The sequence below is a fragment of the Catenulispora sp. EB89 genome, assembly GCF_041261445.1.
Lineage (GTDB): Bacteria > Actinomycetota > Actinomycetes > Streptomycetales > Catenulisporaceae > Catenulispora.
This window is the reverse complement of sequence record NZ_JBGCCU010000029.1, coordinates 43,096-61,159: the sequence shown is the minus strand read 5'-3', so window position 1 is coordinate 61,159 and position 18,064 is coordinate 43,096. Positions and strand designations below refer to the sequence as shown.

Here is an 18,064-nt window from a genome sequence, read left to right as displayed (position 1 = left end):
GTGATGGAGACGACGACGAGTCAGACCACGAGTCCGACGGTGAGTCCGACGACATACCCGATGACGATCGGCCAGCTGTCCGTGCACCGCGACGTGGAGCGCATCCCGGCCGACCGGCTGTGGGAGGCGAACCTGCAGCCGGTGGTGTGGGACGTGCGCACGCCGTGCACGGTGGAGGACGTGTGGCAGGCGCTCGGCGCGCTGGCCGAGCGGCACGAGTCGCTGCGCACGAACTACCTGTTCGAGGCGGACGGCTCCCCGCGCCAGTTCCTCGGCGCCCAGGACGCCGCGGAGGTCCTGGCCCGCGTGGACCGCGGCGTCGCCGACATCGAGGAGCTGCCGGCGCTCCTGGCGAGCAAGTACCAGGAAGTGCTCGACATCTACCACGGGATCCCGTGGCGCGCGTGGGTCATCACCACGGACGGGGTCCCGACGAAGGTCCTGTACGTGGTGCACCACATAGCCGCCGACGGCGCGGCGACCCTGATCATGCAGGACGACTTCCACGCCCTGCTCGCCGGCGAACCACTGGACCCGCCGGCCGGCCAGCCCATCGCGATGGCCCTGGACCAGCAAGGCGCTGGCGCCTTCCGACTGCGCGCCGCGGAGCGGTACTGGCGCCGCACGCTGGAGGCGGCCCCGCGCCTGCCGGAGGTCGCGACCCCGAACACCCAGATGCTCGGCGCCGCCCTGCACACCGGCATCCCCCTGGAAGTGGCACACGCCGGGGCGGAGAAGCTGGACGTGAGCATGGCCTCGATCGTGCTGGCGGCGTACTACCACGCGCTGCGCACAGCCCTGGGCCGCTCGGCGGTGCTGCTGACGGCGATCTCGGCCAACCGCTTCGACCCGAGCATGGCCGGCGTGGTGACGTCGCTGACCCAGTGGGCCCCGATGGTCCTGGACTTCCACGGCGGCGAGCAGTTCGCGGAGCTGGCGGCCAAGGTCCACGGCAAGGCCCTGAACGCCTTCAAGAACAGCATCTGCGACCCCGACTACGTGGTCGACATCCGCGAGGAGTACTTCGAGAAGACCGACCCGCCGGTCGACAAAGGCTTCAGCACCAACGTGATCCTCGCCCCACCCGGCTTCGCCCCGGCAGTGGAACAGGAACCCCGCACAGTGGACTTCGCACCCCCGGCCCGCTCCTTCGGCCCAGGCTTCTACTTCATCGTCAGCGGCCTCGAGCGCATCGACGTGGCCGTCCGCAGCAACCGACCCGACGTCGACCAGCAGAAGCTGGCGACGATCCTCGACGTGTTCCACGAGACCCTGCTGGAGGTCGCCGGCCTGCCGGCGATGGGGTGACGGGGCCGCTGCGGCCCGGGCGCCCACGGGCTGGTGGCGCCCGGGCCGAGGCGGAGTTCTGAGGGACTCTGAGGGGAGTTCTCAGGGAGCGACAAAGACGACCGACCGCGACGATGCCTGAGCCGGAACCCGCACCCGGCTTGGGCGACGCTGCGGTCGGTTTTTTGGGCGCCGCTGGCCTATGTGTGGGTGCTGGTGGTTGCGGGTGGGTGTCGCGGGTGCGGTTTGTTTGTGGGTTGACAATCAAGGGCTTTTTTGACGGCTTCGCAGGGTTTTAAGAAGGATCCGCTGGGTGGCGCAGTTCGGTGGTGTGCCTGGGGACGCGTTGGCGGCTGGCGGCCGGGCTGGGCACGACCACGCACAGGTCCGAGTCACTGCGCATGCGTTGCGTAGGCGGCGATCGTCGGGCGTGGTGGGTGCCTAAGATCAAAGGCAGGCGCCTCCGGCGGGGGCACTCGAGACTCTGAGGGATCCCCAACCCCCCGCCTCGGCGGCGGTCCGAGTGTTGGTCGCCTTGTCCCGGATCCCTCGTCGCTGACGTCGCCCTAAAGGGAACCATCCCGGCCTGGCGGGGTAAAGCCGCATCACACGCTGCTGTGGTCCGGTTTCGTCCGGCTTTACCCCGCCAGGCCGGGATGGTTGTGCAAGCACCGCCGACAGCGACGAGGGATCCGGGACAACCCCACCTGTGGGAAAGATTCCCACCCCTTGGACACGCCACGTCACCACCCGCAGGTGTACGAACCCGAGTGGACCATGTCCACACCACAGGCCGGGGTTGTCCCGGGTTCCCCGTCGCGTCGGCGGGCGTAGCCAAGCTGACCGGGCCGGTGGTGTCAAGTCGCACGAAACCCCACCACAGCAGCAAGGGTCCGACTTGATACCACCGGACCGGTCTGCTTCCGTCAGGCGACGACGCGACGGGGAACCCGGGACAAGGCGACCACAAGCAACGACCGGCGCCCAACAGCGCGACCCCCCCCTCCCCGGAGCGAGGCCGCTCGCCGCGCAGGCGCCGCCGGAGGCCCTGCCCTTGACTTTCAGGTGCCCACCACACGCGGCCGCCGCCCGCCCACCTGACGTATGCGCAGCGACTCGGACCCGTGCGCGGTCGTGCACACGGACAACCGCCGGCCGCCAACGCGTCCCCAGGCACACCACCGAACTGCGTCCCCCAGCGAGGTCACCAAACCTTAGGCGAAGCCGTAAAAAGCTCTTAAAACCCACCAACAAACCGCACCCACACATCAAGCAGGGGCGCCGTTTTTGGGTGGGTGCGCTAGTGCGCGGGTGCTGGTGCTAGTGCCGGTGCGCTGATGCGGGTGCTGGTGCGCGAGCGGTTGCCGGAGCAGCACCGATCCGGGATGCATTCTCCCCCGCATCCCGGATCGGCAGTCTTCGCAGGCCGCTGTGCTGCGTCTCCCCCTCAGCTCAGCCGTGCGTCGTCGTGACGGCGAGGGTCCGCGACCCGGGGTTGCCCTGCTGCAGGCTGCTCCAGGAACCCACCGCGGTGAGGTTGCCGGGGCCGGTGGCCACGACCGAGAACAGGGTGTTGGAGTTGTCGCCCTGGGGGTCCTCGTTCGCGCCGGGCACGATGCTCCAGGCGGTGCCGTTCCAGTGCTCGGTCATGGTTTGGTTGACGCCGGCTGAGCCGGTGGCTCCGCCGACCGCCCAGACGTCGTTGGCGGAGAGGGATGTGACGCTTTCGAGGAAGTTGGCGCCCTGGTTGGGGGTGTCGACGTTCGGGATGGGCACCGAGGTCCACGCGGTGCCGTTCCAGTGCAGTGCGAGGTTGGTGGAGTCGCCGCCGGTGTCGCCGAGGCTTGTTCCCACGGCCCAGACGTCGTTCGCGGAGATGGCGTGTACTGACTGGAGTGTGACCTGGCCGATGGGCAGGATCGGTTGGTCGGTCCAGCGGGTGCCGTCCCAGTGCAGGATCAGGTCGTCGTTGTGGCCGCTCGAGTCGTCGACCTGGTAGCCGACGGCCCAGATGTTGGTCGGGGACACCGCGTTGATCGACCTGACGAAGTTGACCGACGAGTCCACGGCCGGGACCGGCACGACGCTCCACGCGGTGCCGTTCCAGTGCTCGAACAGTGGCAGGATCTGTTCCCCGCCGCCGGTCGTGAAGTAGCCCGCCGCCCACACGTCGGTGGCGGAGGTCGCGGTGACGCTGGTGAGGACGTTGCCTTCGGTGTCCGGGTTCGGGCTCGGCACGATCGACCAGCTGGAGCCGTTCCAGTGCTCGATCAGCGTGGTGTTCGCGGCGATGGACAGGTCGGAGTTCTGGAAGCCGACCGCCCAGGCGTTCGTCGGCGACACGGCCGCGACGGCGGCGAGCTGGCTGCCGGAGGTCCCGTCCGGGGTCGGCGAGACCGTCCACTTGGTGCCGTTCCAGTGCTCGGCCAGCGTGTGGTCGGTGGTGGTGGGGTCGGTGGCGAATCCGACCGCCCACACGTCGTGCGTCGACGTGCTGGCGGCCCCGGTCAACAGGTCATTGGAGATCGGCGCGGTGGCAGTGTTCGGAGTGGGGACGACCTGGAAGATCGAGCCGGCCGCGTCCGCCTCGGCGGCACCGGCCACCAGCAGGCCCGCGACGGTCAGCGCCAGGAAGGGGATCACTCTGTTGCGCATGCTGTCCTCTTGATGAGTCGATGGAACAAGTTCCTCTCATCCAGAGATACGGCGGGGGGTTACACGCAAAGCGCCAGAAAACCGCCCTCAACCGCAGCACCACACGCCCTGAGCCACCACCCCGCGCGCCTCACCCGCGCCCTCACCCCACAGGCTTCGCCTCGGCGGCCGCCCCCACCCCGGTCGCCGTCGCCGGATCGCAGGCCGCTGCGACGGCCAGCGACTCCATCGTCCGGGCCAGCGTCTCCATGTCCTCACTCGTCACGTGCCACGTGTCCGCCGACACCAGCACCGTGACCGCGTCGTCGTCATCGGGCACGTTGTCGATCGTGACCATCAGCCGCTCGTTGAAGAACGGCAGCGTGCTCCACACCACCGGCGCCGGCGTCGCCGCGGCCGCCGTCACCGCCTCGACGCTCGGCTCCGGGCCCGGGGCGGTGCCGCTGCGCTGCGAGGGCCGGTCGTTGTAGTAGCACAGCGCCAGCTCCTCCCCGCGCTCGCGTTCGACCGCGGCCAGCAGCGTCTTCCACTGCTCCAGGTCGAAGTACGCGTACTTGTACGTGCGCGTCACCGCACGCTGCGCGCGCTCGATCACGTCGTCCACCGTCGTGTCCGCGACGTCCACCACGAACAGGCCGCTCTGGCTGACGTTGCCGACGATGTCGGCCATGCCGGGCCGGAAGCGGTTGCTCACCAGCATCTGCGCGGCGGTCGGCTGCTCGCCGGTCAGGCGGGCCAGCGCCGTCGCGAACAGGCCGAGGACGACGGCGGAGACGTCGCAGTCCAGGCGGTGCGCGATGCGGGTCGCCCCGAGCAGCAGGGGAACCGACCGCAGCGTCGCCCTGCGGTAGCGGGATCCCGTCTCGGGCACCGCCGCGGTCGGTCGTCTTCTCGGCAGCGCGGCCAGCTGACGCTCCCAGTAGCGCAGCGACGCGTCGCTCTGCCGGCGGCCGGCGGGGGTGGCCTGCTGGACGGTCAGGTCCAGCGGGTGGGTCGGCACCGGGCCGCGGGCCTGGCCGGTCACCGGGTCGCGGTGCAGGAAGTCCTCGTACATCGCGAAGGCGCCGGCGCCGTCGGTCGCGAAGTGGTTCAGGACGGTCAGCAGGTGCGTCAGGACGCCGGCCCGGCGTATCAGGACCATGCGGATCGGGTACTCGTGCTCGTCGTCGAAGTTGCGTTCTTCGTGTTCTGCGACGAGCGCCGCCAGAGCCGCGTCGAGGTCGGCGGCGGGGTCGATGTCGAGGATCCGCAGCGGGGCCGTGCCGGAGGCGTGGACCACCTGGATCGGGGGACGGCCCGCCTCGAAGCGCAGCAGGGTCCGCATGGCCTGGAAGCGGTTCAGGTAGAAGCGGAGCTCGTCGGCGAAGTCCTCGACGGTCGCCGTCGGCGGCAGCTCGCGCAGCGCGCACATGTTCATCGACGAGCCGAGGTTCCGGATCGCGCCGAAGATGTGCTGCTGGCCCCAGTTCAGGCCGCCGCTGCCGGCGTCGTCGCCGGAGAACGGCACATCAATGGTCTGAGTCGATGCGACGAGGGACGCCAGGGAGTCCGAGAAAGAGTCCGAGGACGGCCCCGAGGACAAGTCCGAAGACGACTCCGAGGACGGCCCCGAGGACAGGCCCGAAGACACCGGGACCGTGGTCATCCCACGCCGCCCATGCTCTTGATCGCCAGCCGCAGCCATCTGCGGGTCTCCTCGGGGCCGAGCGCGGCGGCGCGCTGCTGTTCGAAGGTGAGCGTGTACCGGTCTATCTCGTCACCGCCGTCGACCAGGCACCAGCCGACGACGCCCCCGACGAACCCCACGTGCTCGGCCGGCTTGGTCGCCGGCGCGCCCTGTTTGGGGACGTGCTTGACCTGCCGTGACGGCCGGGCCTGCTTCTCCCCCGAGCCGAGCGTCATCAGCGTGAATCCGGTGTGCGCACCCGGATACACCCGGCCGTCCGGGATCACCCGGACCTCGGTGCGCGGATGCCGGGAGACCTCCAGCAAATACGCGGCCTGCCGCACCGCGACCGACCGGTCGCCCCAGCTGCGCAGCACCGCGTGCGCGTCCAGCACCACCTGCACCCGCGGCCCGGCCTCGACCGCGAGCCGGGTCTGGCGCCGGGTCAGCACCGAGGCCAGCGCCTGGCGCTCGCCGGGGTTCTTGTCGGGCCAGAGCCCTGCTATCAACATTCTGGTATAGGCCGCGGTCTGCAGGATGTCCGGCACGAACACCGGCGCGAACACGTCGAGGGCGACGCACGTGTCCTCGTACTCCAGGTAGCGCTGGAACGGCGCCGGCAACGAGCCGGCCTCGCCCTCCTGCCACCATGTGCGCCGCAGCGCCTGCGAAGCCTGCTCGACCAGCTCGTCGGTGGTCGAGGCGTCCAGGTCGTAGACCCGGCACAGGGCCCGCACGTCGTGCGGGTTGACGGCGTACTGTCCGTTCTCGATGCGGGAGATCTTCGCCGCCGACATGGCGTCGGCCGGAGTGAGCCGGTGGGCCACCCGTTCCAGGGTGAGTCCGGCGTTCACGCGGTGGGCCCGCAGGGCGGCCCCGATCCTACGGTGCCGCAGAGTCGCGCGTTCGGTCATGGATGTCGATCCGCCCCCTGACGTCGTCACGGCTCCATCAGGCCTCGACCTTACTGGTCCGTGCGGCCGCTGTAAACTGGAGTGAATGGAATGACGGAACTTGATTCACATCAGCTGTCGCGACGTGGTGGCCAGCCGATTCCCGCCGCGGTGGCGCAGCCGCCGCAGAAAGCCCAGCACGCCCGACGTGCCTCCAGCCCAGCCTGCACTGCTCCGCGTAAGTTCGACATCAGGGAAAACCGGCTGTGACCAGGTTCCCCCGCTGCGGGCCAGGATCAGCCGGGCGATCAGCGCTGCCTCGTCCCACCGGCGCTCGTCCCCGGTGGCCTCGGCCAGGTCGATGAGGAAGTCCCCGACGCCGGCCAGACCGCAGCACTGGACCACCTGTGGCATCCGCGGCGCGATCCGGACGCAGGCGTCAGCACACTGATCAGCGAGTTCAAGGTATCTCAGCTCACCGACACACTCCGCCGCCCGAATCAGCACGCTGCCGATCCCGGCCAGCCCCCGGCACCACGAGCCGTAACGCCGTGAGCCGTCGGGGGCCAGTGCCCGGGCCAGGAGCCCGGGTATCAGGGCCGCGAGACGGTCGCAGGCCGCGCGGGCCGCGGCCAGCGCTTCAACGTGCGCCGCGTCTCCAGCGCCTCGGACCCCTGCACCGACCTCGGTCTCAACCCCGACGCCGAACCCGGCCCCAGCCCCGACAGCCCGGCTGTACTCGGCGAGGAAGTAGGCGACCCCCGCGTCCCCGTGCGCGATCCCCGCCGCGAGCGCCGCGTTGCCGGGCTTGGCCGCGTCGGTCGGGGTGAGCGTCGCGATCCCGCTGGTGATGAGCCGGTGGCATTCGGCGGCACCGGCTAGGTGGAAGTCCCGAACCCCGCTGTACGCCGCCGAAACGAAGGCGTCCGCGAGCCGGAGATGACCGAGTCCGATGCCCGCCGCACCTTCGATGAGATCGGCCTCCGGCGGCCCTCCGTCGAGCCGTCCGCGCGGGAGCAGGCCGTCGTGGTCGTAGGGCAGACCGGCCTGCTGGAGGAACAACGCCACGCCCATCCGTCCGGAGTACAGGCTGGCGGACAGGTCCCGGGCCTGCCGCGCCGTCCAGCGCGCCAACAGCTCGACGACGTCCGCGACGCCCGGCCGGTCCCGGTGCTGGAGCAGTTCCCAGCCGAGCCCGGAGCTCCCGGCGTACAGATCGGTCGGCCCCGAGCCTTCCCGGACCGTGTCCCGCGCGGCTTGCGCGCAGTACGCGACCGCGTCCTCGATGATCTCGTCGAGCAGGTCGCCGTCCGGGATCGGCGGCAGGTGGCCGGCGTCGGAGACGTTCATCAGAGTCCGGATACGCCTGGACACCGCGGGCGCGACGTCGGCCGCCTCCAGACCGGCGAGCGTCCGGTCGCGGTTGACCGCGGCGTCGTCGTCGATGAGGACCGGCTCCAGACCGGTGGCGGCGAAGCCCAGGGTGACGCCGAGCGCGTAGAGGTCGTCGGCCGGGTCGGGAACGTCGGCGTCGTCCTGCGCATGACCCGGCGGCCGGTAGCCGAGTGTGCCGCCGCCGGGTCCGAGGCCGTCCAGCGCGCTGATCCCGAAGTCGACGAGGTGCGGACGCCCCGCGGCGTCCAGGACCACGTTGTTCGGCTTGAGGTCCCGTACGACCACACCGCGCCGGTGCACCTCGTCCAGCAGCGCGGCCAACCGGTCGGCCAGCGCGAGCGGATCGCGATCCGGGTCGCCGGACCGGTAGGGCCCGTGCTCCAGGACCTCGCGCCGCAGATCCCGGCCACCGCAGTCGGCCAGCACCAGGAACTCGTCGCCGGCGTGCTCGAAGTAGTCGACGAACCGCGGGATCCCGTCGATCCCGTCCAGCTGCTCCAGGACCAGGCGCTCGTGGCGCAGCCGGTGCCGCGCGTCCAGCTCGAAGTCGTCCTCCGCGACGAAGGCGCGCGCCTGCTTCAGCACGACCCGCGTGTTCCGGGCGCGGTCGATCGCACGGTAGACGTTGCCGTGCGCCGCGCGCACGATCCCGGCGGTGATCTCGTACCGGCCGCCGGCCAGCGAGGCGGAGGTGCGGTCCGGCCGCGCGTCCGACGCGTCGGACCGGAACGGGTCGACCGCCCACGGCGGACACCGGTAGTGCCCGGTGGCCAGGCCGTCGAAGCCCTGTCCGTCAGGGCCGATCATCACCGATTCCAGGCGTCCGCCGGACCCGGTGCGGTAGGTGGCCTCGAAGGGCCCGTAGCGGTAGTAGACCGGAGCGGAGGGCGATACCCGCATGTCACTCAGAACGCGCGGACCGTCGATCCCGTTCAACGCCTCGACCAAGGCGGAAGCGATCTCGACGACGGTGCCGGGGGCCGGGTAGACCGTGACGGCCTTGCCGACCGCGCCAGGGCTGCGGAACCCGGAGTTGAGGGCTCGGAGGATCTCCGGGGTCCGCGCGTACTTCACGTGGCACACGTACTCGTCCAGCAGCGGCAGGACGCGGGCTACGACCTCCTCCAGTGTCGCCGGGCGGGCCGAGACGTGCAGCTTCCAGCCGTGCGCCACCCCGGGCATCCGCGGATCGACACGGTGCACCCAGTTCTCGTCGGTCCGCCTCCGGCGGCCCGCGGTGGCTTCGCTCATCTGCGGTACCGGGGTGCTACAGCTCGCAGTCGAAGCGGGTGGTGGCCGTCGGATACGGGTTCGGCAGGCACGCCTGGTGCTCGCGCGAGTCGGTGTCCTCGAAGGCGAGGAGCTTGTCGAGGATCACCAGGTCGGCGTCCGCGGAGGCGAGGAGCTTGTTGGACACCACGCGGTCCGCGGCAGCGGACGCGAGCAGCTTGTTCGACAGCACGCGGTCCGCGGCGGCCGACGCGAGCAGCTTGTTGGAGACCACGCGGTCCGCAGCCGCGGAGGCCAGGAGCTTGTTGGAAACCACACGGTCCGCAGCGGCGGACGCGAGCAGCTTGTTGGACACCACGCGGCTGCCGTCCGCGCTCGCGAGGAGCTTGTTCGACACCACCCGGCTGCCATCGGCGCTCGCGAGGAGCTTGTTGGAGACGACGCGGTTGGCGTCCGTGCTCGCCAGGAGCTTGTTGGAGACCACGCGGTTGGCGTCCGCGCTCGCGAGGAGCTTGTTCGACACCACCCGGTTGGCGTCCGCGCTCGCGAGGAGCTTGTTGGAGACGACACGGTTGGCGTCCGCGCTCGCCAGGAGCTTGTTGGACAGCACCCGGTCCGCGCTGACGGCCAGCACGTCGCGAACGTTCCGCTTGAGCGAGTCGCGCAGGTTGCGCTTCAGCGGCTCGCGCACGTTGAGCTCGCGCACGTTCGCGCTGCGCAGCGGCTCACGGACGTTGCGCTCGCGCACGTTGAGCTCGCGCACGTTCGCGCTGCGCAGCGGCTCGCGCACGTTACGCTCACGGACGTTGAGCTCCCGGACGTTGGCGCTCCGCAGCGGTTCGCGCACGTTGCGCTCACGCACGTTGCGCTCGCGGACACTGAGCTCGCGCACGTTGCGCTTGAGCGGCTCACGCAGGTTCTGCTCCGCGAGCAGCGGGCTTGCAGTGGGCATGAACGACCTCCAGGTTGGGAGGGATCAAGGAATGAGTCAGCGGTCTGACTCTTTTGGGAACCTAGAACAATTCATTCTGGCTGACAAGACCTCAAGTGCCGTCCACGACGGCTGTCGCCCGATCGATTAGCATGGACCCCGATTCGGGCTCGTGGGGGCAGGCATAGAGGGGGTCGACGGGGTGGCACATGACGGGCCTGGCGGACGAAGGACGCTCGCGGAGAAGATCGACATCCTCTTCCAGACGGTGCGGCGGCCCAACCGGGAGATGTTCAGCAACGACGAGGTGGCCACGGCCTGCCGGGAGGCGACCGGCGAAAGCTTCTCGGCGACCTATTTGTGGCAACTGCGCACGGGGCGCAGGGACAACCCCACCATGCGACATCTGGAAGCTCTGGCGCAGTTCTTCGAAGTCCCGGTAGCCTATTTTTTCGACGATGATCAGAGTACTGCCATCGCACGCGAACTGGAGCTGCTCGGCGTGCTGCGCGACGCCGGGGTGCGCAACGTCGCGCTGCGGGCGTTGACGTTGTCCCCGGAGGGCATCGACACGCTCAACGACATGATCGACGTCCTGGTACGGCACGAGGAGAAGGCCCGCACGGCGCAGGGCAAGGGCGGGGCCGAAGAAGACTGACGTCGAACCATCCGGCGAGGCGAGCCGGCGCGGAAGAGGTGGCCTGTGGGGACGCGCGACGGCCGGGCCGAACTGTGGCGCAGGTGCCAGAACGTGGTGGACCGGCTGGATCTGCCGGACCCCTTCGACGCCGAGGGCTTCATCGCCGCGCTGGCCCGCAAGCGCGGCCGGCCGATCGAGCTGATCGGGGTGCCGGCCCGTCCGGACCGGCCGTGCGGCCTGCTGGTCACCACCGCGCGCACCGACCTGATCATCTACTCCAGCGACACCAGCACGGTGCACCGCCAGCACATCCTGCTGCACGAGGCCGCGCACCTGGTCTGCGAGCACGACGCGGCGGGCCCCGGGCCCGGCGGCGGCGGCGTCGGCACCCTGCTGCCGCACCTGTCCGCCTCGCTGATCCGCAGCGTCCTGGGCCGCACCGTCTACACCGAACCCCAGGAACGCGAGGCCGAACTGATCGCCACGATGATCCACCACCGGGTGGCCCGCGGCCGGACCTCCCCGCCCCGGCCCGTGCCGCCCCGCCCGCGGGCCGACACGGTGATCGAGACGATCTTCGGCCGCGGCGAGGTCTGACCCGCCGATGTCCGACCTCGCCGCCTACCTGGGCGCGGCGGTGCTGGTGGCGCTGGCCGCCTGGGCGTTCGCGGTCGAAGTGCGCGGCGGCCGGCACCCGATCCGCTGGGCCGGCCTGGCCTTCGCGCTGCTGGAGGGCTGCTCGCTAGCGCTGCTGGCCCCCGGCACCGTCGGCCTGGGCCACACCGGCGTCGACGGCCTGTCGCTGATCGCCCTGGGCGACACCGTCCGCACCGCCGCGCTGAGCTTCCTGATGCTGCTGGCCTGCCTGCTCAACCCGCGCCCGGCGCGCCGCCGCTCGCCGTCGGGCCAGGCCGCGGTCGCGGTGTCGGTGCAGGTCGTGATGGTCCTGCTGTTCGTCGCCGCGCGGCCGACGCTGAGCGCCGACGGGAACCTGGTCGCCGACTCGCACGGCCGCTGGCCGCTGGCCGCGCGGGTGGCGCTGTTCGCCGCCTACGCGGTGTGGGCGCTGGTCGAGCTGTTCATCGCGATGCTGCCGCAGGCGCGGCTGGCCCCGACCGGCCCGCTGCGCTGGAGCGTGCGGCTGATCCTGGCCGCGGTGTGCGTCGGCGTGGTGTGGTCGCTGTGGTCGTACGACGACATCATCCAGGTCCTGCGCCACGGCTGGCTGGACGGCAGCGAGGACACGGCCTCCAACATCCTGGGCGCGATCTGCGCGACGCTGGTGGTCGCCGGGACGCTGGTCGGGAAGTGGAGCGTGGCGTTCCACGCGACCGTGCGCTGGGTGCGGCTGTGCCGGTGCTACCTCGTGATGGGGCCGCTGTGGTCGGCGCTGCACCAGGCGATGCCGCAGATCGGGTTCCCCGGGGGCGGCCGGCCGCTGTTGGCCGGACGGCCGGCGGGGATCGAGTTCGCGCTCTACCGGCGGGTGATCGAGATCCTCGACGGCCGGCTGGTGCTGCGCGCGTACCAGCATCCGGCGGTGACGGCGTGGCTGGCGCACGCTCCCCCGGACGCAGCGCTCGTCGAGGCCGCGACGATAGCCACCGCTTTGGAGAACATGCGGCAGGGACGCCGGTTCACCGGCTCGCGGGAGTCCGGCGCCACGGTCGCCACGGCCGCCGGGGACGCCGGGGACGTCGGGGACGTCGGGCTCGCCCCGACCGACCTGGACGCCGAAGTGCTGTGGCTGTCACGGGTGGCCTGGGCGTTCCGGCGCTCGCCGCTGATCCCGGAACTGCTGGAGCGGTTGCGCGCCGAGGAAGGGTGAAGTGGGGACGTCCCCACTTCACCCTCGCCGCCGTCAGCCCTGCGAGCTCTGCAGCAGCTGCGCGATGTCGATGGTCTGGTCGGCCGGCGGCGCGGTGACAGTGACCGGCGTGCTGCCCCAGTCGCTGTAGGTGAGGTCGCCGGCGACGGTGCCGACACTCGTGCTCTCACTGAACTTGATCTCGACCGGCAGGCCGCTGCCGTCGACCCACACGTCGTAGCTCGTGCTGGTGACGCCGGCCTGCTTGATCGTGGCGGTGAGCGAGTCCAGGTCCTGCTGGGTCAACCCGCTGCCGGCCGAGTCCTTGACCAGATCGGCCGGGGAGAGGTTGCCCGCGAAGTGCAGCGTCTGGACGCCGCCGCGCTGCTCCTGGCCCACCTGCTTCAGGTCCGGCGAGGCCAGCAGGCCCTTGAGCTGCGTGCCCGGGTCGTCGTTCTTGCCCATGTCCTTCACGAACGAGAAGCTCGACAGCCCCGGGATGCCGCTGAGGTTGTTGAAGTCGATCTTCATCCACTGCTTGCCCTGCAGCGCGGCCGCCAACTGCGGGCTGTTGCCCATGTTCATGTAGGCGACCATGCCGGTCATCCGCATCTCCATCTGCCCCATCTGGGACAGCGCGGCGCCGGCCTGCGGGTCGGTGGAGGACACGGTGACGGTCAGGTCCATGGCCGGCGAGGAGCCGAAGGACATGGAGCCGGAGGCGTCCTCTTTCGCCGTCGGCAGCGTGAGGGTCATGTGGACCTTCGCGCTCTGCTTCGCGGCCACCGCCTTGGTGGACGCCGCGACCGCCTGCGGCGCGGTCATCTTCGCCAGCAGCGTGATCGACTGGTTGGAGACGACGCCGGAGCCGCCGGAGCCGCCGCCCTGGGCCGACCCCGTGGTGCCGGACGTCGAACAGGCCGTGCCGGCCGCGGCGACCGCGGCAGCGACGACCGCGATCGGAATGATTCGGTTCTGACGCATTTGATCCCACCCCCATGCGTGAATGACGAGAACTAAATCGTAGCTCCGCGAAGGAACTGTCGTGGCTGCTATTGCGCCAGCATGATCCCGACGAACAGGGACGCCAGCGCGGTGATCCCGGTGAGCGCGCCGAAGGCCGCGATCGCACCCTTGGTCTTGGCCTGCGCGTGCATGTAGGCGGTGAGGCCGGAGGCGGCCACCACGACGTACTTCACGATCAGCGTGGTGTGGTACGAACCGTGGTCCTTGTCGTGCTCGGCGATGACGTTCCACACGCCGGTGAGGATCAGGACCGCGAAGGCCGGCCAGGCGATCCGGTTGAAGCCGTTGGCCGCCGCCTTGGGCACCTCGGACCCGGCCTTGCGCAGCACCGGCACCAGCGCGGCCAGCGTGATCTGCCCGCCGACCCAGATGGTCGCGGCCACCACGTGGAGGAACAGGCGGATCGTGTCCCAGTGCACGGCGAGCATGGCGGGCCTTTCTTCGGCGGGGCGGGGCGGACCGTATTCTGCCGCACGGCGCCGGGGCTGCTGGAAGGTGGTTAGGCCGAACGGCGCCAGGAGTGCGGGAATGATCACGGAGAGTCCTTATCGGACGCCTACTGGGGGTCCCATACGGTGCTTCGCGGACGACGGCTCAAGCCAACGGGGGCAAGGCCCGTCCACTCCGTGAAGGAGAACGATCACCATGTCTTTGCGTACAAACCGCCGCCTGCGCGTGCGGACGGCGCTGGGCGTCACGCTGGCCGCGGGGCTGGCTGTGGCGACCGCGACCGCCGCGATGGCCGGCGGCTCGCATAGGACGGGCCATACGGCCGCCGACACTGCGGCGGGCCGGACGGCAGCCGGTGTGACGGTCGGCACCGGCACGTCCCACAGCCTGTCGCCGAGCTACTTCGGCTTCGCCTTCGACTACGGAGGCGGCAGCATCTACCCCTCGGGCACGACCGGCTACCCGGCGGCGGCCTACCCCGAGCTGGCGGCGCTCTCGCCGGCGACGGTGCGCTGGCCGGCGGGGACGTCGGCGAACTACTGGGTCTGGACCAAGGGCCAGCCGGTGGGCGACCCCTACATGACGCCGAACCCGACGCCGGACTTCCACACGTACCTGTCGGACCTGGAGAAGGCGTACAACCAGACCCACGTGCCGCCGGTCTTCGTGCTCAACGTGATGACCGACTCGCTGGCCGACCAGGAGAAGATGCTGGCGCAGGCCCAGACCGACGGGATCCCGGTCGACTACGTCGAGCTGGGCAACGAGCTGGACCTGTGCTTCAACAGCGACTACGCCAAGTACTTCCCGACCGGCACGGACTACGGCTCGACGGTCGTGGGCCCCTGGTCGCTGGCGCTGCACAACCTCTACCCGGACCTGCAGATCGCGGCGGTCGCGGGCTACGAGGACCCGACGAACGCCTGCGTCCGGGACCGCACCTGGAACCTGGACACCCAGAACGCGGTCGCGGCCACGGTCGCGAACGGCACCGGCCGCGAGCCGGACGCGTACATCATGCACGTCCACCCGACGTACCCGAACGCGCTGACCTCGTCCAACGTCGGTGACTTCCTCGCCGGCCCGGACAGCTGGCCGGCGAAAGTCCAGAAGACCGCGACGCAGAGCGACTTCCCGCTGCCGAAGCCGGTCTGGCTGACGGAGGTGAGCTTCAGCCTGTCGGACACCTTCACCGACCCGCCGCAGGACACGTACGGCGTGGCGCTCTACAACAGCAGCCTGCTGATGCAGCTGGCCGCCGGCGCCCCCGCCACCGACCTGGCGGAGTTCTGGGCCGCGTTCGGCAGCGAGAACTCGTACGCCTACACCGCCGACCCGAAGAACGACGTCCCGCTCGCCCTGACCCCGGACGGCCTGGCGACGCAGTGGCTGGCCCAGGCCGGGACCAAGGCCACCTCGGTGACGCCGCTGACGTTCACCGGCGGCCCGACGATCGGCAACGGCAGCCCGGGGCTGGTCGGCGTCAGCTTCAGCGGCGGCGGGACCGCGCACACGGTGCTGCTGAACCTGAGCAGCACTCCGGTGACGGTGCCGGTGTCCGCCGGCGGCCCGGTGCCGACGGGGACGTACCAGCAGGTCGCGGGGGATCCGACGGCGATCGTGCGGACGGCGGCTTCGCTGAGCCCGACGACGGTGACCGCGAGCAGAACGCTGACGCTGCCTGCGTACTCGATCAGCAAGATCTGATGCGCGTGGCGGGTTCCTAGCGGTGGCGGTCCCGGTGCGCTTCGGCGAGCCGGGACCGTTCTCCTATATAAGCGTTCTCCTATATATATGGGTCCGCACACGCGGCTCTCAGCCGTTCCGGTCCGAGGTGATGATCTGGGCGGCCTTCTTCCGCAGGCCGGCCAGGTCCGCCTTCAGCGTGGACAGCTGGCTGCCGTACTTGGCGATGTACTGATCGTCGTAGGCTGATTCCAGGGCCACCACCGTCCCCATGTAGCCCGTGGAGATCTTGCAGCCGATATCCGCCTTCGTCGTCGCCACCTCGGCGGGCGTGTGCGTGAACTGCTTCACCACGGCCGTGCTCGCGCCGGGCGGCGGGGCCCACTTCGGGTCGAGGAACGCGGCCTCCGGTGAGGCGTACTGGAAGCCCTGCTTCGCCATGCAGCTCGACCATTGGCTGTTGGCCGCGGTGAGGCGGGGATCGGTGGTGGGGACCTGCGGCCCTCCAGCGGGAAGCGCTTGGACGAACAGGGCGGGTCGCGGACTGCCGATCTCCTGGGCCGCGGATTTCTGGCATCCGCCGGCGGGGATCGGCCTTCCCTGGTAGGCGGTCGCGAGCTCACCGGTGGTGGAGTCTCTGCCGTACTCGACTTCCTGGACCGCGCTCATGTTCGGCCGGCTCTGCGGCGTGCTCGGGTCGTCGACGGAGACCCGGTCGTAGCCCTTCGAAGGGTCGGCGGCCGTGTCGAAGTAGCCGTAGAGAGCGGTGGACGTGTTCCGCTTCGCCGCCGCTTCGTCGAGCCCGATGTCGACGGTGGGTAGTCCGGACAGGCCGAACGTCTTCATGCACGCGTCCGCCAGGACGTCCTGCGCCTTCTCGTACTGTTTGACGTCGTCGGCCTGCGCCAGGTACGCGTCGATCGGGCGGCTCAGCTGCGTCGACGACGTCACGGCCGGGACCGTGCCGAGCGCGGGAAGCGACTGCCCGCCGGACGCCGACGAGCACGCGGAGCCGAGGACGATGAGGGCTACGGTGACGGCCGCCGCGGGCCACTTAGCGTTCGAAGCCATTGCCGATAACTCCTCATTCGGCCGGGGGGGTGAAGGTGCGGAGGATGAAGAAAGGCCGCGCGGCGGCCCATACCGCGCGGCTGAACCAGCGTGCTTCAATGTGAGCGGTGGTGGGCACCGCTAGACCCGGTGCCCACCACGTTTCACCAGCACTCGGAAGACGGCTGGATGCACATCTCGGTGATGGTGGTGGCCTGGAAGTTGTCAGAGCCACCGACGCTGAAGGTGTGCTGAAGGCCGTCGGTGCCCCTGACATAGCCGCTCATCACACCGCCGTCGGCCTGGTAGATGTTGTTCAGGTGCGGGTTCATGGCGCCCGGGTCCGCGAAGCCGAAACAGACTCCGTTGGTGGCGACCAGGTTCGACGTGTTGTTGTTGCAGCCGGCCACCTGGATGGCGTTGGCCGGGGCGGCCAGCGCGACACCGCCGGCGATGATCCCCGTGATCATGGCGGCTGCGGCGAACCTCTTGCGTGCACTCACTTGTGACTCCTCTGGTAGGCATTTGTCAGCACTCTGATGCGTGCCGACGACCACAAGACGTCATCGTGATCGCGACAGCCGAGAGCGTCAAGATCGCTACCGGGAGTGACGGTGGGGAATGGCGAACTATGCCCGATTTGACAGCGACACCTTGAGCGATTGATCGCCCGTTTTCTGCTGGAATGCCGAGAATCGGTGCCCGCCATGGCGTGACTCAGGTCACACCACTATTTCAAAACTCTTCTAAAGAGGTTACTTAGGGCACTGACAAGCGTCCCGACGCGGCGATCCAGCCCAACACCGTGTCCAAAACCTCATCTGGCGACACGTCGTACACCGCACCCTCGGCAGCGAGGACGGCCAGCGCGTGGACCGCCGACCACAGCGCGAACACCATGCCGGGGCTGTGCGCCGACAGCGCGTCGAGGAACGGGTCGAGGCAGCCGGTGATGAGGGTCCTGACAGTCTGCGCGCTGCCGTGGCACGCCATGGCGAACAGGCCCGGTTGGGACTTCGCGAAGCCGATGTAGGCCTCTGCGACCGCCCGGAGGGATGCGGCCGCCACCGCACCCTCCGCTCCCCCGCAGCCCGCCGGAACACTGCCGATGGCAGCGTCCACTCCCTCCGCGAGGAGCGTCAGGGCCCTGTCCCTCGTGGCCGTCAGGAGTTCCTCCGCCTCCGCGAAGTGGCGGTAGGCGGCCGGCGGGGTCACGCCCACGCTGCGCGCGACGCCGCGAACCGTCACGGCTGCGGGGCCGCCGTGGCGTGCGAGGTCCAGGGCGGCGTCGGTGAGGGCGGCTCGGAGGTTGCCGTAGTGGTACGAGGAGCGGTAGGCGGGCATCGCG

The 18,064-nt window shown here is 70.1% G+C and carries 15 protein-coding genes; 5 read left to right on the top strand and 10 right to left on the bottom strand.

Annotation, left to right across the window (positions count from 1 at the left end; genetic code table 11):
• Positions 1-3 precede the first annotated feature (3 nt).
• Positions 4-1,308 carry a condensation domain-containing protein gene (locus ABH920_RS41325; RefSeq protein WP_370354777.1) on the top strand — a complete coding sequence of 435 codons (1,305 nt, stop codon included), beginning with the start codon at positions 4-6 and terminating at the stop codon, positions 1,306-1,308.
• Between the two features lie 1,431 nt (positions 1,309-2,739).
• Here ABH920_RS41325 and ABH920_RS41320 read toward each other — a convergent pair.
• The 5 genes from ABH920_RS41320 to ABH920_RS41300 all read right to left on the bottom strand — a co-directional run bounded on the left by ABH920_RS41320 (position 2,740) and on the right by ABH920_RS41300 (position 10,078).
• Positions 2,740-3,942, bottom strand: coding sequence for a hypothetical protein (locus ABH920_RS41320; protein ID WP_370354776.1), 1,203 nt, complete (start codon positions 3,940-3,942; stop codon positions 2,740-2,742).
• A gap of 142 nt (positions 3,943-4,084) precedes the next feature.
• Entirely contained in the window at positions 4,085-5,587 is a 1,503-nt protein-coding gene (locus tag ABH920_RS41315) for a condensation domain-containing protein (protein ID WP_370354775.1), read from the bottom strand.
• Positions 5,584-6,522, bottom strand: coding sequence for a helix-turn-helix domain-containing protein (locus ABH920_RS41310; RefSeq protein ID WP_370354774.1), 939 nt, complete (start codon positions 6,520-6,522; stop codon positions 5,584-5,586). Before ABH920_RS41310 ends, ABH920_RS41315 begins: the two co-directional genes overlap by 4 nt.
• 105 nt (positions 6,523-6,627) lie before the next feature.
• Positions 6,628-9,147, bottom strand: a complete 2,520-nt coding sequence (locus tag ABH920_RS41305; RefSeq protein ID WP_370354773.1) for a lanthionine synthetase LanC family protein — start codon at positions 9,145-9,147, stop codon at positions 6,628-6,630.
• A 16-nt stretch (positions 9,148-9,163) separates the two neighbouring features.
• Positions 9,164-10,078 (bottom strand): SflA family class IV lanthipeptide, encoded by a 915-nt coding sequence (locus tag ABH920_RS41300; RefSeq protein WP_370354772.1) that lies wholly within the window; start codon positions 10,076-10,078, stop codon positions 9,164-9,166.
• Between the two features lie 181 nt (positions 10,079-10,259).
• Here ABH920_RS41300 and ABH920_RS41295 point away from each other — a divergent pair, with 181 nt between their 5' ends.
• From ABH920_RS41295 to ABH920_RS41285, 3 genes are read left to right on the top strand one after another with little or no spacing between them, the layout of a single operon-like run.
• Complete coding sequence (locus tag ABH920_RS41295; RefSeq protein WP_370354771.1) at positions 10,260-10,715, top strand: helix-turn-helix domain-containing protein; 456 nt, start codon at positions 10,260-10,262, stop codon at positions 10,713-10,715.
• Between the two features lie 45 nt (positions 10,716-10,760).
• A complete protein-coding gene (locus ABH920_RS41290) occupies positions 10,761-11,294 on the top strand; it encodes a hypothetical protein (protein WP_370354770.1) in 534 nt (177 codons plus the stop codon).
• Between the two features lie 7 nt (positions 11,295-11,301).
• Positions 11,302-12,525: an MAB_1171c family putative transporter gene (locus tag ABH920_RS41285; RefSeq protein ID WP_370354769.1), complete on the top strand. Its 1,224-nt coding sequence runs from the start codon at positions 11,302-11,304 to the stop codon at positions 12,523-12,525.
• A 33-nt stretch (positions 12,526-12,558) separates the two neighbouring features.
• Here ABH920_RS41285 and ABH920_RS41280 read toward each other — a convergent pair whose 3' ends face one another.
• Both ABH920_RS41280 and ABH920_RS41275 read right to left on the bottom strand, forming a co-directional pair.
• Positions 12,559-13,488 (bottom strand): hypothetical protein, encoded by a 930-nt coding sequence (locus tag ABH920_RS41280; RefSeq protein ID WP_370354768.1) that lies wholly within the window; start codon positions 13,486-13,488, stop codon positions 12,559-12,561.
• Positions 13,489-13,556: 68 nt separating this feature from the next.
• On the bottom strand, positions 13,557-13,958 hold the full coding sequence (locus tag ABH920_RS41275; RefSeq protein ID WP_370354767.1) for a hypothetical protein: 402 nt from the start codon (positions 13,956-13,958) through the stop codon (positions 13,557-13,559).
• Between the two features lie 217 nt (positions 13,959-14,175).
• Between ABH920_RS41275 and ABH920_RS41270 the strand changes: the two genes are divergently transcribed.
• The gene (locus ABH920_RS41270) at positions 14,176-15,687 is read left to right on the top strand and encodes a hypothetical protein (protein ID WP_370354766.1); all 1,512 of its coding nucleotides are present in this window, start codon (positions 14,176-14,178) and stop codon (positions 15,685-15,687) included.
• Positions 15,688-15,795: 108 nt separating this feature from the next.
• Here the strand turns inward: ABH920_RS41270 and ABH920_RS41265 are convergent, their stop codons facing one another.
• From ABH920_RS41265 to ABH920_RS41255, 3 genes are all read right to left on the bottom strand, one after another.
• Complete coding sequence (locus ABH920_RS41265) at positions 15,796-16,737, bottom strand: hypothetical protein (protein ID WP_370354765.1); 942 nt, start codon at positions 16,735-16,737, stop codon at positions 15,796-15,798.
• 143 nt (positions 16,738-16,880) lie between these two features.
• A complete protein-coding gene (locus tag ABH920_RS41260; RefSeq protein ID WP_370354764.1) occupies positions 16,881-17,219 on the bottom strand; it encodes a hypothetical protein in 339 nt (112 codons plus the stop codon).
• Between the two features lie 256 nt (positions 17,220-17,475).
• Positions 17,476-18,060: a TetR/AcrR family transcriptional regulator gene (locus ABH920_RS41255; protein ID WP_370354763.1), complete on the bottom strand. Its 585-nt coding sequence runs from the start codon at positions 18,058-18,060 to the stop codon at positions 17,476-17,478.
• Positions 18,061-18,064 lie beyond the last annotated feature (4 nt).

Coding starts and splice junctions, on each gene's coding strand:
- ABH920_RS41325 (WP_370354777.1), top strand. CDS start 4: ATGGAGACGACGACGAGTCAGACCACGAGTCCGACGGTGAGTCCGACG.
- ABH920_RS41320 (WP_370354776.1), bottom strand. CDS start 3,942: ATGCGCAACAGAGTGATCCCCTTCCTGGCGCTGACCGTCGCGGGCCTG.
- ABH920_RS41315 (WP_370354775.1), bottom strand. CDS start 5,587: ATGACCACGGTCCCGGTGTCTTCGGGCCTGTCCTCGGGGCCGTCCTCG.
- ABH920_RS41310 (WP_370354774.1), bottom strand. CDS start 6,522: ATGACCGAACGCGCGACTCTGCGGCACCGTAGGATCGGGGCCGCCCTG.
- ABH920_RS41305 (WP_370354773.1), bottom strand. CDS start 9,147: ATGAGCGAAGCCACCGCGGGCCGCCGGAGGCGGACCGACGAGAACTGG.
- ABH920_RS41300 (WP_370354772.1), bottom strand. CDS start 10,078: ATGCCCACTGCAAGCCCGCTGCTCGCGGAGCAGAACCTGCGTGAGCCG.
- ABH920_RS41285 (WP_370354769.1), top strand. CDS start 11,302: ATGTCCGACCTCGCCGCCTACCTGGGCGCGGCGGTGCTGGTGGCGCTG.
- ABH920_RS41280 (WP_370354768.1), bottom strand. CDS start 13,488: ATGCGTCAGAACCGAATCATTCCGATCGCGGTCGTCGCTGCCGCGGTC.
- ABH920_RS41275 (WP_370354767.1), bottom strand. CDS start 13,958: ATGCTCGCCGTGCACTGGGACACGATCCGCCTGTTCCTCCACGTGGTG.
- ABH920_RS41270 (WP_370354766.1), top strand. CDS start 14,176: ATGTCTTTGCGTACAAACCGCCGCCTGCGCGTGCGGACGGCGCTGGGC.
- ABH920_RS41265 (WP_370354765.1), bottom strand. CDS start 16,737: ATGGCTTCGAACGCTAAGTGGCCCGCGGCGGCCGTCACCGTAGCCCTC.
- ABH920_RS41255 (WP_370354763.1), bottom strand. CDS start 18,060: ATGCCCGCCTACCGCTCCTCGTACCACTACGGCAACCTCCGAGCCGCC.